The sequence below is a fragment of the Synechococcus sp. Cu2B8-bc1011 genome, from assembly GCF_047302735.1.
Taxonomy (GTDB): domain Bacteria; phylum Cyanobacteriota; class Cyanobacteriia; order PCC-6307; family Cyanobiaceae; genus Synechococcus_C.
Map to the genome: position 1 here is coordinate 654,957 of NZ_CP138915.1, position 13,978 is coordinate 668,934.

The 13,978-nt window shown below is 55.4% G+C and carries 13 protein-coding genes; 7 read left to right on the forward strand and 6 right to left on the reverse strand.

Annotated features, from left to right (window positions below; translation table 11 throughout):
- Nucleotides 1-42: 42 nt before the first annotated feature.
- Nucleotides 43-1,032, reverse strand: coding sequence for a GntR family transcriptional regulator (locus tag SIC18_RS03365; protein WP_048348413.1), 990 nt, complete (start codon nt 1,030-1,032; stop codon nt 43-45).
- A gap of 103 nt (nt 1,033-1,135) precedes the next feature.
- On the opposite strand from SIC18_RS03365, the gene SIC18_RS03370 reads away from it, so the two are divergent.
- Nucleotides 1,136-1,915 (forward strand): dienelactone hydrolase family protein, encoded by a 780-nt coding sequence (locus SIC18_RS03370; RefSeq protein ID WP_413430154.1) that lies wholly within the window; start codon nt 1,136-1,138, stop codon nt 1,913-1,915.
- Here SIC18_RS03370 and infC read toward each other — a convergent pair.
- Both infC and miaA read right to left on the reverse strand, forming a co-directional pair.
- Nucleotides 1,906-2,544, reverse strand: coding sequence for a translation initiation factor IF-3 (gene infC, locus SIC18_RS03375; RefSeq protein ID WP_048347668.1), 639 nt, complete (start codon nt 2,542-2,544; stop codon nt 1,906-1,908). The genes SIC18_RS03370 and infC overlap by 10 nt on opposite strands.
- Nucleotides 2,545-2,597: 53 nt before the next feature.
- Entirely contained in the window at nt 2,598-3,530 is a 933-nt protein-coding gene (miaA, locus tag SIC18_RS03380) for a tRNA (adenosine(37)-N6)-dimethylallyltransferase MiaA (protein WP_413430502.1), read from the reverse strand.
- Nucleotides 3,531-3,648: 118 nt separating this feature from the next.
- Between miaA and gyrB the strand changes: the two genes are divergently transcribed.
- Genes gyrB through SIC18_RS03400 form a run of 4 tightly spaced genes read left to right on the forward strand, consistent with a single transcriptional unit; the run spans nt 3,649 to nt 6,755 of the window.
- On the forward strand, nt 3,649-5,616 hold the full coding sequence (gyrB, locus tag SIC18_RS03385; RefSeq protein WP_048347669.1) for a DNA topoisomerase (ATP-hydrolyzing) subunit B: 1,968 nt from the start codon (nt 3,649-3,651) through the stop codon (nt 5,614-5,616).
- Nucleotides 5,616-5,954: a hypothetical protein gene (locus SIC18_RS03390; RefSeq protein WP_048347670.1), complete on the forward strand. Its 339-nt coding sequence runs from the start codon at nt 5,616-5,618 to the stop codon at nt 5,952-5,954. The genes gyrB and SIC18_RS03390 overlap by 1 nt, the downstream gene beginning before the upstream one ends.
- Nucleotides 5,947-6,357 carry a fluoride efflux transporter FluC gene (locus tag SIC18_RS03395; RefSeq protein ID WP_048347671.1) on the forward strand — a complete coding sequence of 137 codons (411 nt, stop codon included), beginning with the start codon at nt 5,947-5,949 and terminating at the stop codon, nt 6,355-6,357. Before SIC18_RS03390 ends, SIC18_RS03395 begins: the two co-directional genes overlap by 8 nt.
- Entirely contained in the window at nt 6,357-6,755 is a 399-nt protein-coding gene (locus tag SIC18_RS03400; RefSeq protein WP_048347672.1) for a fluoride efflux transporter FluC, read from the forward strand. The genes SIC18_RS03395 and SIC18_RS03400 overlap by 1 nt, the downstream gene beginning before the upstream one ends.
- Here SIC18_RS03400 and SIC18_RS03405 read toward each other — a convergent pair.
- The gene (locus SIC18_RS03405) at nt 6,745-7,224 is read right to left on the reverse strand and encodes a glutathione peroxidase (RefSeq protein ID WP_048347673.1); all 480 of its coding nucleotides are present in this window, start codon (nt 7,222-7,224) and stop codon (nt 6,745-6,747) included. The genes SIC18_RS03400 and SIC18_RS03405 overlap by 11 nt on opposite strands.
- A gap of 77 nt (nt 7,225-7,301) precedes the next feature.
- Here SIC18_RS03405 and mgtE point away from each other — a divergent pair, with 77 nt between their 5' ends.
- Nucleotides 7,302-8,756, forward strand: a complete 1,455-nt coding sequence (gene mgtE, locus SIC18_RS03410; RefSeq protein WP_048347674.1) for a magnesium transporter — start codon at nt 7,302-7,304, stop codon at nt 8,754-8,756.
- Nucleotides 8,757-8,808: 52 nt separating this feature from the next.
- Nucleotides 8,809-9,816: an RpoD/SigA family RNA polymerase sigma factor gene (locus tag SIC18_RS03415; protein WP_413430155.1), complete on the forward strand. Its 1,008-nt coding sequence runs from the start codon at nt 8,809-8,811 to the stop codon at nt 9,814-9,816.
- Here SIC18_RS03415 and SIC18_RS03420 read toward each other — a convergent pair.
- On the reverse strand, nt 9,801-10,724 hold the full coding sequence (locus SIC18_RS03420; protein WP_413430156.1) for an alpha/beta fold hydrolase: 924 nt from the start codon (nt 10,722-10,724) through the stop codon (nt 9,801-9,803). The two genes, SIC18_RS03415 and SIC18_RS03420, sit on opposite strands and share 16 nt — an antisense overlap.
- Nucleotides 10,721-13,975, reverse strand: coding sequence for an efflux RND transporter permease subunit (locus SIC18_RS03425; RefSeq protein WP_413430157.1), 3,255 nt, complete (start codon nt 13,973-13,975; stop codon nt 10,721-10,723). The genes SIC18_RS03420 and SIC18_RS03425 overlap by 4 nt, the downstream gene beginning before the upstream one ends.
- Nucleotides 13,976-13,978 lie beyond the last annotated feature (3 nt).

Here is a 13,978-nt window from a genome sequence, read left to right on the forward strand (position 1 = left end):
ATCTCGTGCGGGCAACCCTTTTCGCGGCGTATTCGTGCCTGATCAGTGGCTGATCAGGCCAATTTCTTTGCGGAGTAGCTCGATCGTGTCACCACTGAGGTAGCTCTCGGCGCAGTGCACTTGAGGCATGCGCATCAGCTGGGAGCGGTTTTGACGGAGGCTTTGCTCCACCAACGGCATGCTGGGGCGGTCACAGAGCACGTGGCTGGAGGCGCGCAGAAGGGCTAGTAGCCGGCTGCCGATGTCAGGGGTGGCCGTCATCAGCAAGAGGTCATTGCCGCGCATGCTGTGGAGGATCACTTCGGCGGCTCGCAGGATGCCGGGGCTGATGCTCACAAGGCCGACGCAGCTGCCTTGGCGGAGCTCTTTGAGCATCCCCAATTCCGCTTTGAAGTCGTTGAGATCCACCGCAACAGCGCGTACACCGTGTTTCTTGGCGAGCTCTTCTACGGGCTGGAGGAAGTATCTGCTCGTCACCACCGTGCCATTGCTTGCGTTCTCGAGCACGCTCTCGAGTTCTTCCATCGGCACCACTTCCACAGGCACGTTGATGTTGGGTTCGAGTTCTTCTGCGATGAGCATCGAAGCGCCAATGTCTTCACGAGGGGTGCTCACAAGCACCCTGGCGCCGCAGCGCAGGCGCCAATCGATTTCTCGCGTGAGCAGCTCTCTGGTTTGCTGCAGGGTGCAACCCGCGTTGAGCAGGCCATCCACGCATTTGCGCACCTCTCGATCGAGATCGGTGACGCCACGATTGCGGATATGGGGCGGGGTTCGGATCTCCCGTGGCTTCTGTTGATCGCGCACATAGATCCCGGAACCGGCCATTGCTTCCACCACCCCATCGGTTTCCAGTTGGCGGTAAACCTTGCTGATGGTGTTGCGATGCAAGCCGGTCTGCATCGCGAGCTGCCTAGTACTCGGAAGACGATGCCCTGGCGGGTAGTGCCGGGCGGCGATGGCGAAACAGATCTGGTTGTAGAGCTGGGTCGATGCCGGTATGTCGCTTTCCTGTTGGATGTGGAATCGCACGCCGGTGGACCGGATTGATGTGGCCACCTTAAGGACTGGATGGCTTGGTGACAATTGCTGAGCTGATCCTTGCCCTGATCTAGCGGCTTATCTTCACGCGCTGATGCCAAGTTTTTCGATTCTTCCTCCTGTGCTTCCCAAGCCATCGCCAGGGTCCTGGGTAACGCTGAACACCGGTCCAGTGCCCTTGCGCTGCTGGTGGGCGCCCACCAGCAGCGCAAGGCCGGCTACCGGTGCTGTGATCGTGCTTCCCGAGATCTTTGGCCTGAATTGTTGGGTGCGTGGTGTGGCTGACCGCTTGTCGGCGGCTGGTGTTCCGGCCCTCGCGATGCCGTTGTTTGCGCGGACAGCCCCAGAGCTCGAGCTTGGTTATGACCCGGAGTCCACCAGCCAAGGTCGGCGCCATAAGGAGGCCACGAGCGCCGAGGCGATCCTTGCGGATGTTCAAGCTTCGATCGATTGGCTGCGGCATGCGCTTGAAGCCAATGATCGGCCTCTGCGGATCACGGTGGTGGGGTTCTGTTTCGGGGGCCATGCCGCTCTGCTGGCCGCCACCCTGGCTGATGTGCAGGTCAGCTTGGATTTTTATGGGGCAGGGGTGAGCCGTGGGCGGCCCGGTGGAGGAGCCCCCAGCTTGGAGTTGCTGCCCTCGGTGCAGGGAGAGCTGCATTGTTTGTGCGGCAGCCTTGATCCCCTGATCCCAAGGTCGGATCAACAGGAGATTCAAGCGGCATTGCAAGCCGAGGATCCCTCTGGTTTGCGCTTGCGTTACAGCGCATTTGAGGGGGCTGATCACGGCTTCATGTGCGAAGCCCGAGATCAGTACCACCAGGCCTCAGCGCAGGAGGGCTGGCGACTGCTGCTGGAGGCGGCTCAGTCTTGAGTGCTGATCCGACGAGCGGGTGAAGGGATGGTGCGTACCGCTTTGTTCACCACTTCTTCGTCCTTGTCTTTCTTGACCAGCGGCGCTTTGCGGGGGGTCAGAAACATGATCATGTTGCGGCCTTCGCGCTTCGGAGGCTGCTGCACCTCGGCGGGCTCTTCCAGGTCTTTGGCCATTCGGCGCAGCAACACCTCGGCTAAGGCGGTGTGCTGAATCTCCCGGCCTCGGAAAATAACCGTGCATTTCACCTTGTCGCCCGCCTTGAGGAAGCGCTGGGCTTGACCGATGCGGACGTCGTAATCGTGCTGGTCGATTTTGTAACGCATCTTGACCTCTTTGACTTCGGTCTGATGCGACTTTTTCTTCGCTTCTTTGGCCTTCTTTTCTTGCTCGAATTTGAATTTGCCGTAGTCCATGATCCGACAAACCGGAGGATCGGCTTTCTCGCTCACCAGCACGAGATCGAGTTCGCGTTCGCGCGCAACTTCTAATGCTTGCTCCCGGTCGATCACCCCGAGTTGTTCTCCGTCTGCGTCAACAACCCTGAGCTGTGGGTAATTGATGCGGTCATTGATGTTGGGGAGCTCCCGGACGGGGGCGCGACGATCAAAGCGAGGACGTGGAGGCATTCAGTGTTGTGAAGGGCTGCTGATTGAAAGCGGTGCTCAGCAGAATTTGCTCTTCAGCCTAGACCCGTTTCGATCAGTCGTATCGCTTCGCTGAGGGCATCCTGACCTGTGAGCCAGTGGGGGCTGTGTTGGCGGCGGAACCAGGTGCGTTGACGCTTGGCAAACTGCTGGGTGCGGCGGGTGGTGGTAGCGATGGCCTGGGCTTCGTTTAGGCCTCCTTGCAGCACCTCTAGTGCTTCGCCGTAGCCGATCGTTTGCAGCATGGGGAGATCAGGTCCATAGCGCTGGCTCAGCTGCCGCGTTTCTTCAAGCAAGCCATCCTGATAGATCTGCTGGGTCCGTTGGGCGATCCGTGAGCGCAGCTCCATGGGATTGAGTCCGAGCTCCAGCACGCGCCAGGGCGGTGGATTAGCCGACTGTTGCTCGCTCATCGGTTTGCCGCTGCAGTACAGCACCTCCAGAGCGCGTTGGGTGCGAACCGCATCCGCAGGGGCGATTTTGGCGGCTGCTTGGGGATCGGCCTGTTGGAGGAGCTGGTGGCAGTTCGCTTGGCCGAGTGCGCTCAGTTGGCGGCGTAGCTCGGCTTGAGGAGGCACGGCTGGAGGCTGCAGTCCTTGGGTGAGGGCCTTGAGGTACAAGCCGCTGCCTCCGGCTAAAAAGGCAACGCCTCGCTTGTTGAGAACCTGGCTTACGACCGCAGCGGCTTCTTGCTGAAATTCCTGCAGCGTGATCGGTTGATCAGGGGAACGGAGGTCGAGGAGGTGATGGGAGACGCGCTGTTGTTGCTCGGCTGTGGGTTTGGCCGTGCCGATATCCATGCCTCGGTAAAGCTGGCGCGAATCGATATTGAGGATCTCCAGCTGGAAGTGCTCAGCAAGCTCAAGCGCGAGCGCGGTTTTGCCGCTCGCCGTTGGCCCAACGAGCGCCACAACGAGGGGTGCCTTCGCACCGGCATCGGGGCCAAATTCAGGACTGATCTGATTCATCGAAGAAACGATGGGGTGCATCCCCTTTAAAAATGACGCGTCAGAGGCTTCTGCGAGCGCCTCTGGGAGACCGGTGGTAAGTTGAGGTTGAAAAGGTGGCCGGGCCGACGACGAGCGCATGAGCGAAGCCGCAAAAGTTCAAGCCGCCTACGGCGCTGAACAGATTCAGGTTCTTGAAGGCCTGGAGCCGGTGCGAAAACGCCCGGGGATGTACATCGGCACCACCGGTCCCCGTGGGCTCCACCACCTCGTGTATGAGGTGGTGGACAATGCCGTGGATGAGGCCCTCGCTGGGCATTGCAACGAGATCACGGTCGTTCTTGGAGAAGACGGCTCGGCGTTTGTGAGTGATAACGGCCGAGGAATCCCAACGGATGTTCACCCCCGCACTGGGAAGAGCGCCCTGGAAACCGTGCTCACGGTGTTGCATGCCGGTGGCAAGTTTGGAGCCGGTGGCTACAAGGTCTCGGGTGGCTTGCACGGTGTCGGCGTTTCCGTCGTGAATGCCCTGAGCGAGTGGGTTGAAGTCACCGTGCGCCGTCAAGGGCAGGTGCATCGTCAACGCTTTGAGCGTGGTGCTGCCATCGGAAGCCTTGCCTCAGAGCCTCAGCCAGCTGAGGAGAGCGGGATCACTGGTACCAGCGTTTGCTTTAAGCCCGATCACGAGATTTTTACGGGCGGTATTGAGTTTGATTATTCGACCCTTTCCGCACGATTGCGTGAGCTGGCCTACCTCAATGGTGGTGTGCGCATCGTGTTTCGCGATGAGAGAGAGGCTGCAAGGGATCAGGAGGGCCAGCCCCATGAAGAGCTCTATTTCTATGAGGGTGGCATTAAAGAATATGTGGCCTATATGAATGCGGAGAAAGATCCTCTGCATCCGGAAATTATTTATGTCAATTCCGAAAAAGATGGAGTGTCCGTGGAGGCTGCACTTCAGTGGTGTGTTGATGCTTACTCCGACAGTATTCTTGGCTTTGCGAATAACATCCGCACGGTCGATGGTGGCACCCATATTGAAGGCTTAAAAACCGTTCTCACCCGTACTCTTAATTCGTTTGCGAAAAAACGAGGTAAGCGCAAAGAATCAGATTCAAACTTGGCGGGTGAAAACATTCGCGAAGGCCTTACCGCTGTGCTTTCGGTGAAAGTGCCTGAGCCTGAATTTGAGGGTCAGACCAAAACCAAACTTGGCAATACTGAGGTGCGCGGCATTGTTGACAGTTTGGTTGGTGAGTCACTCAGCCAATACCTGGAATTCAATCCAGGGGTGATCGACATGATTCTCGAGAAGGCGATTCAGGCCTTCAATGCTGCTGAGGCGGCTCGCCGAGCGAGGGAGTTGGTGCGTCGTAAGAGCGTGCTGGAAAGTTCAACGCTGCCGGGCAAATTGGCCGATTGCAGCTCCAGAGATCCTTCCGAATCAGAGATTTATATTGTGGAGGGTGATTCTGCTGGCGGTTCCGCTAAGCAGGGACGCGATCGTCGTTTTCAGGCGATTCTGCCTTTGCGCGGAAAGATTCTCAACATCGAGAAAACCGACGACGCCAAGATCTACAAAAATACTGAGATTCAGGCTCTGATTACGGCTCTTGGTTTGGGTATTAAAGGCGAAGATTTTGATGTTAAAAATCTCCGTTATCATCGTGTTGTCATCATGACTGATGCGGATGTGGATGGAGCGCATATCCGAACTCTGATTCTCACTTTCTTCTATCGGTATCAAAAAGAATTGGTTGAAGGGGGTTATATCTATATCGCTTGCCCGCCTCTCTACAAAGTTGAGCGCGGAAAGAATCACACCTATTGCTACAACGAGCAGCAATTGCAAAAAACGTTGGCGGGATTTGGTGAGAAAGCCAACTACAATATTCAGAGATTTAAGGGTCTAGGTGAAATGATGCCGAAGCAGTTGTGGGAAACCACGATGGATCCGTCCACGCGCATGATGAAGCGGGTGGAGGTTCAAGATGCTTTGGAAGCCGACCGGATTTTCACAATTTTGATGGGCGACAAAGTTGCTCCACGGCGAGAATTTATTGAAACGCATAGCGCCGATTTGGATATGGCGTCACTCGATATCTGATGCGTATGTCGACTGGAGCGGTGTTGCGTTGGGGCTGGTTGCTGGGAGTCGCTCTAATGGCACCCGCGGGCTTACCTGCTGGTGGAGCCCAGAGGAGGCTTCCTCTTTTGCGCCGTCAGGAAGGCAAAAGTCCCCGACTCAGCGGTGAGTGCTGTGTGCTGAGATCGAGTCCGCTGGTTGAGGCCCCTGCCCTGCGCCGGTTGGAGTTAGGCACTCCGCTGCAGATGTTGCGTCATTGGCGTGGAGACGACGGCCGAGATTGGATTCAAGTTCAGATGTCTTCAGGCCAGGGCCTGCCAGCTGGCTTGCAGCCAGTTCGCGGTTGGCTACGTGGCTGACTCCTTCACCGCTACTCAGGTGGTGCTGGTTGGGATTGGTGCCATTCCTGGCGCGTGGCTTCGGCTGCGAATTGTCAACCACTTTGAGCCGATGGTTCCTCTTAAGCACTGGGGAACGTTTGCCGTCAATCTCGTCGCAGCTTTTGCCCTAGGTCTGGTGGTAGGCCTGCAGGTGAATGACGCCTGTTCAACCTCTAAAGGTGTTTCGGCGCTGACGTTGTTGGTGGCAGTGGGCTTTTTCGGCAGCCTTAGTACGTTTTCCACCTTTGCCGTTGAGTTGCTCAACACTCTGAAGCAGAGAAATTGGCGTGAATCGTTGCTCCTCGGCGTGGGCTCGATCCTGGGTGGCTTGGTTGCGGCTGGTCTTGGCTATGGACTTGGATTGACCGAGGGGATCGCCTGATGTCACAGCCTCCTTTCTCCCCCACAACAAACCAGCTCACCCTTCGCCAAGACCTGAACGAAATGGCTCTTGTGGCGCTTGGTGCAGTTCCTGGTGCTGTGATGCGCTGGCAAATTGCTTCCCACTTCCACGACAACGACCTGATTGTGAACGTGCTCGGAGCGTTCATTTTGGGTTGGTTGGTCGGGCTTCCTCTCCAACCAAAGCGTCAGTTGTTGGTCGGGATTGGTTTCTGCGGTTCGCTCACCACGTTCAGTAGCTGGATGGTGCACTGCGTGACCTTCATCGCGCAAGGCGACTGGCTTTCTGCCCTGGGGTTGATTGGTCTCACCCTGGGGCTGGGGCTTGGTGCCGCAGCCCTGGGTGTCTTCGTAGGCCGGAGCTTGGTTAGGCGTTAAGGGCGGATTCAATCGCAGTCTTCAGCTCATCTGAATCGGGCTCAACTCCGCTTTTAAACCTTGCGATGACCGTGCCGTCTTTGCCTACGAGGAACTTCTCAAAGTTCCAAGCCACATCGCCTGAAGGCTCTGTTTTGTTCAGGGTGGTGTAGGGCTCAGTGGTGCTTCCCGTGGCATGCACTTTGTCGAACAGCTCAAAGCTGGCGTTGTAAGTGGTGGAGCAGAAGCTTTTAATCTCCTCCAAAGATCCGGGCTCTTGAGCACCAAAATCGTTGCAGGGGAAGCCCAGTACCTCAAGCCCCTGAGCGCCGTAGCTGTCTTGTAACGCCTGCAGGCCGCTGTATTGGCGGGTGAATCCGCAGCGGCTCGCCACGTTCACGATTAACAGCACCTTGCCGGAGTAAGAGCCAAGTGATTTGTTGGCGCCGTCGGGGGTGTTGACGGACACGTTGCTGATGTTGGGTGCCATAACCGTTGAGGGTGCAATCGGCGCCGACGATAACCGGATACAGCCGCACTTACACTGGCAGGGGCTGGGCGGAGAGCATGGAAGAAGCCCACGGCCGCAGTGGTGTGATCGTGACGAATGATCTGGTGGCTGAGGTTGTTGCTCAGCAATTGGAGTCGATGTTGTCGGTTGGCAATTACGACGAAGTCAAGCTGCTTTTGGCTCCCTTTCAGCCAGTTGATGTGGCGGAAGCGATTGGTTGCCTTCCTCGAACGCTGCAGGCCCTTGCTTTTCGTTTGCTCGGCAAGGACGAAGCAATTGAGGTCTACGAATACCTTGAGCCAGCCATTCAGCAAAGTTTGTTGGAACGGCTGCGCTCCAGCGAAGTGCTGGAGCTCGTGGAAGAGATGTCACCCGATGATCGGGTGCGCCTGCTCGATGAACTCCCGGCCAAAGTGGTACGCCGTCTCTTGGTGGAGCTCAGTCCCGCCGAGCGGCGTGTGACAGCTCAATTGCTTGGTTATGCCCCTGAAACAGCTGGCCGTTTGATGACAACGGAATATATCGATCTCAAGGAATTTCATAGTGCTGCGCAGGCTCTCACCATTGTTCGCCGGCGTGCGAGAGAAACCGAAACGATTTATAGCCTTTATGTCACCGATGGGCAGAGACATCTCACCGGCATCTTGTCTCTACGTGATTTGGTCACTGCCGACCCTGCCGATTGCATTGGTGATGTGATGACACGGGAGGTGGTGAGCGTTGGCACCGATACCGATCAGGAGGAGGTTGCCCGTGCCATTCAGCGTTACGACTTTCTTGCGGTGCCTGTTGTTGACAGGGAGCGTCGTCTTGTCGGGATCGTCACGGTGGATGATGTGATTGATGTCATCGAGCAGGAAGCCACCCGTGATTTGTACGCGGCTGGCGCTGTGGAGGCCGGAGATGAGGACGACTATTTCCAGAGCAATTTATTCACCGTGGCTCGACGCCGCGTTGTGTGGTTGTCAGTGTTGGTGGTCGCCAGTTTCTTCACGTCGCAAGTGATTGCCCTGAATGAGAAGGTGCTGAAGGAGGTCGTACTGCTTGCGGCGTTTATTCCTCTGTTGGCTGGCACCGGTGGAAATGTGGGGGCTCAGAGTTCAACGGTTGTGATCCGTGGTTTAAGCACGAAGAGCATCTCGTCTCTTGGTCCGTTCAAAGCAGTCGTGCGTGAAACGGCTTCCGGAGCTTTGTTGGGACTTCTGATGATGCTGTTGGTGGTTCCTTTCGCATGGTGGCGAGGCGAAAGCCCATTGATCGGGATCTCCGTTGGCATCAGTTTGTTGGCGATTACAACTCTGGCTGCCACGGCTGGTGCGGCTTTTCCACTGCTGTTCGACAGGATGGGATTGGATCCAGCCTTGATGTCGACCCCGTTCATTACGACCTGCACGGACGTGATGGGCACCTTGATTTATCTCAAGACAGCAGAGTGGCTGCTGCTGAATGCGCCCCAGCTGCTCGAAGCCACGAGTATTTCTACTCATTTACTCGCTGCGCTCGCTTTCTGAGAGCTTGTTTACGTTTCTTAGGGTTACTCTTTACAGAACTCAATGAAGCGTCATGGCTCCTGCTGCTGCTGTTGCTTCCCGCCCCGCATCTGCCTCCACCGGTCGCGCCTCGGGCGCTGAAGTCGATTTAGTCCGTTCGTATTTACGAGACATCGGCCGAGTGCCGTTGTTGAGTCATCAGCAGGAGATCACCCTGGGCCGTCAGGTGCAGGAGTTGATGGATTTAGAGGCGTTAGAAGCGGAACTCAAGGATCAGCGTGGTGGAGAGGAGGTTGCCAGAGATGAGTTCGCCAAAGCTGCAGGTGTGAGTGCGGCGCAACTGAAGCGAAAGCTGCAGGCGGGCCGCCGCGCCAAGGAGCGGATGGTGGCGGCCAACCTGAGGTTGGTGGTGAGCGTCGCCAAGAAATACACCAAGAGGAATATGGAACTGCTGGATCTGATCCAGGAGGGAACGATTGGTTTGGTGCGTGGAGTGGAGAAATTTGATCCGACCCGCGGCTACAAGTTCAGTACCTATGCGTACTGGTGGATTCGTCAGGGCATCACCCGCGCGATTGCGGAGAAGAGCCGAACGATTCGCCTGCCGATCCATATCACCGAAATGCTGAACAAGCTGAAGAAAGGCCAACGGGAGTTGAGCCAAGAGCTGGGCCGCACGCCATCGGTGACGGAACTGGCGTCCTTTGTGGAACTTCCAGAGGAGGAGGTGAAGGATCTGATGTGCCGTGCCCGCCAGCCTGTGAGTTTGGAGATGAAGGTGGGGGATGGCGATGACACCGAGCTGCTGGAATTGTTGGCGGGTGATGCGGAGTTGCCGTCAGAACAGGTGGAAGGTGAATGCTTGAAGGGAGACCTGCGGGATCTGTTGAGCCAGCTGCCTGAATTGCAGGGAAAAGTGTTGCGAATGCGCTATGGAATGGATGGGGAGGAGCCGATGAGTCTCACGGGTATTGGCCGCGTCATCGGCATTAGCCGTGACCGCGTGCGCAATCTTGAGCGCGATGGTTTAGCTGGATTGCGTCGCCTGAGTGATCAAGTTGAGGCTTACGTGGCCTGCTGATTGAGGATTAGCAGTAATTGTTTGTTCACTGGTTTTGGTGATTCGTCATGGGGGCAATGTCCTGCATCGGGAATCACCAAAAGCGATTGAATGCATTGATGTTTTTTCTTCCATTCTTTGGCTTCTTTAAGTGGTTCCCAAGGGTCGGCTTCACCCCAAATCATGTGCACTGGTATTGATAGGTCTTTCAGTAAGTCTGGTGCCAAGTGATCATCAAAGAGGTTGATGAAACCTCGGAATGCTTCTGAAGCACCAGGCCGTTGACTGGGCCCTAGCAAAAGAGACACCAACTCATCGTCCACATTGCCACCGCTGGGATAGGCCTTTTTAAGCACGCTACGAATGAGAGCTGGGCGGGCCGCGTTACGGAACAGGGTTGTACTCAGCCAGCGCTGACTCACCAGGGTTTTAAGGAGGGGGCGAATCCAGGCCATCCAGGTCGGTTGTGTCGCCAACTGTTTGTCATCCATCAGTCGCTGAGCGCAGTCGATTAACACCACTTCTTTGCAGTGTTCCTCCCCAAGAAGTTGAGCAGCTCTTAGCGCTACAACACCACCGATTGAGTTGCCAACGAGAACCACGGGGCGATCGATCACGTCATGACAAAAATCTGCGACTTGTTGGGCCCATAGATCAAAACAGTATTGAACTGTTTTTTCTGAAGCGGGTTCATCGTTCAGCCGTGCCTGCGGTTGATCACTCCTGCCGAAACCCAGCAGATCGATGGCATAGGTGGGAACTTGCTTGGCGAGGACTGGTTGGTTGAAGCGCCAATGATTGGTATTGGCTCCAAATCCATGGATCAGGAGCACTGCTGTTGGTGCCGTTTGATCCCCCATCACTGACCAGCCAATGTGATGAGAATTCCAGGCCCAAAGCGCCTGAATTGGAGCCAAAGGAGCGTTCATGTCCTTGGTGATAAGAGCCTGCTCTCCAGGTCCTTAATCAGCACATAAACGGGAGGGACCACCCCTACTGAGAGCACGGTTGCAACGATCAATCCACCAAAAATGACAGTTCCAAGAGATTGTTGTGCACTCGCTCCGGCGCCGTTGGCGACGACAAGAGGTAAGAAACCAGCAAGGGCCGCAATCGCGGTCATCAGGATGGGACGAAGTCGAGATTCGGCCGATTCGACAACGGCGATGACGGTGCTTTTCCCTTCTTTGAGCTTTTGTTCGGCCACCTCCACGATCAAAATTCCATTCTTGGCCGCTAGGCCGATGAGGGTCACTAGGCCAATTTGTGCATAGATGTTCAAATCGATTGAACGGATCGCAAGAAAGGCGAGAGCACCAAGCATGGCCAGGGGAACCGTTGCCAGGATGATGACTGGTGTGATGTAACTCTCGTACTGGGCTGAGAGCACCAGATACACAATGAGCACACCAAGTCCAAACACCAGGATGCTGGCGTTCCCGGCTGAGAGCTGCAGAGCTGCTAGACCCGTGAAGGCTGAACCGATGTTGGTGTAATTTTCAGCGTTAAACAATTGCTGGATTTTGCTCAGGGCCTGACCGCTGCTCTTGCCGATGGCTTCTGCGCCCTGAATCAGTACTGTGCGATTTAAGTCGTAGTGGCTGATAATTGGCGGGGCACTGCTGAGCTCGGCTTCAGCAAACTGGGACACCTGGACTAAGTCGCCATCCTTTGATCGAACGTAGAAGCTCAGAATGTCGTCGATGTTTTGTCGCTGATTTGGAGTGCCTTGGACGTAGATGTTGCGAACTTGGCCACTCTCGTAGGTGATGCCGGAGTAGCTGTTACCGGCCAGCGCGGAAATGGTGTCCATCGCCTCTTGGAAGTCGACGTTGAGTGCATACATCACCTCTCGATTGATGTTGAGGCCGATCGCTGGAGCGCTTGGAGTGAACTGTGTGTAGACGTTGGAAAAGTCTCCACTTGCATTAGCCGTCTTGATGAGTTGGCCTGACAAATTGGAGAGATCGTTGAAGCTATAGGTGCCATTGCTGAGATCGTTGAACTGGAAGTAGAAACCTCCTTGAGGTGAGAATCCAGGTACTGCTGGTGGCCCAGAAGCCTTAGCGAGGCCGTCGCTTAATTGGATTAATTTTGCATTGAGGCGTTTCACGATGGCATCAGAACTGTGTTCAGCGCCTTTGCGCTCTGCCAAGGGCTGGAGACCGAAGAAAAAGACGCCTTGATCGGGACTGGAGCCGTTGAAGCCAAAGCCGTTGATGATCGATGCATTGGCTACATCGTCTTCTTCACTGAGAACCTTGGCGATTTGCATTCCAAGCTTTTTGGTTTCCACCAGGGAAGCCCCGTTCTGCAGTTGGAAAATTCCCATCCCATAGCCTTGATCCTCATCGGGGATAAAAGCTGTAGGAAGGATGGTGAAGGCGAAGCTGGTCACCACGATTCCTACAACCAATCCAGCCAGCACGATGCGGCGGGCTTGGATCATTCGTTTGAGGATCTTTGAGTAGCTGGTTTCGAGACGCTCGAAATTGCTGTTAAACACCTTGAAGATCAGCGGCAGGTTCGAACCCGCGAGAGCACCGATCACAATGCCAGCGATGTAAGTCCAGTTTCCAAAGGAAGCTGCACTAAAGCGGCCAAAGGCCAAGCCCACGATCACGCCCACCACAATCCAGCTGCGCCCCTTGGGTTCCGGTGGTTTTTTCTGCGAAAGGATCAGACCCGAGAGCATGGGTGAAAAGGTCAGGGCATTAAAGGCAGAGATGGCAACCGAAAAGGCGATCGTGAGTGCGAACTGCTTGTAGATGATCCCGGTCCCACCGGGATAAAAGGCAACCGGTACAAACACCGCCATCAGCACGAGGGCGGTTGCAAGGAGTGCACCGAAGAGTTCGCCCATGCAAGCGAGTGCTGCCTCGCGGGGCTTCATTCCCTTCTCGATGTTGGTGGAGACGGCTTCGATCACCACGATGGCGTCATCGACGACGAGGCCTGTTGCTAGTACGAGACCCAGCAGCGTGAGCTGATTAATTGAAAATCCGAAAACGTTGAGGAATGCGAATGTTCCCACGAGAGAAATCGGAATCGCCAGGCTGGGCACCACGGTGGCGCGCCAGTTCTGTAGAAAAAGAAACAGGATGATTAGAACCAGCACGATGGCAAGTCCGAGAGCGTCAATCACTCCATCCACGGAGGATTCGATGAATTGGCCGATGTTATAAATCTGATCAATCGTGACGCCAGGAGGCAACGTGCTTCTGAATTGGTTGATTTGATCAACGACTGCTTCAGAGACGTCGAGAGCATTGCTGGCAGGGGTCTGATAGACAGCAATCGTGAGCGCTTCGTGTCCGTTTTGATCAACAGCCTGCGCAGAGAAGGTGTTGCTCCCGTAGCGCACTTCGCCGACATCCTTCAGTTTGAGCAGATTGCCAGATGGCGAGCGGCTGAGGATGAGATTGTTGAAGTCATCGATGGAGATAAGGTTGCCGTTGTTTTTCACCACAATCGGATAAGTGAAGGCTTGATCGCCTGAGGCCGGCGGGCCTCCAACAAGTCCTCCAACAGCCACACTATTTTGAGACTTAACTTGATTGATGACGTCTTCGGATGTGAGTTTGTTGGCTGCAAGCTTGTTGGGATCAACAAACAGCCAAAATGCTGGAGTGGCGCCTCCGATGATATTGACTGTGGCAACACCCTCCACCCGAGAGAGTGGGTAATAGAGTTGTTCGTAGACGAGTCCATTTAAATAGGCTGCATCAAATTGCCCTTTGCTGGAACTCACTTCATAGGCAAGCAGGATCGACGGGTTGCTCTGCTTAACGGATACACCTAATTCGCTTACTTGTTCTGGGAGCTGGGGGTTGGCCAGAGAAACACGGTTCTGGACATTGACTTGATCAATATCGATATCAGTTGACTGATCGAAATAGACATTGACTGTGCTATTGCCTGTCATGTCTGTGTTCGAGGAGATGTAGCTCACTCCGGGAACGCCATTGATCTGTTGTTCCAATGGATTCGTTACCGCTTGCTCGGTGACCTCCGCATTGGCGCCTCCATAGTTTGCGATGACCTGGATGAGAGGATCGGCAATGTTTGGCAGGTAGGCGATGGGCAGCATCGGGATCGAGATCATCCCAACGAGCACAATCAAAATGCTGCAGACCGTAGTCAGAACTGGTCGCTTGATGAAATTGTCGGAAAAGGCCATCGG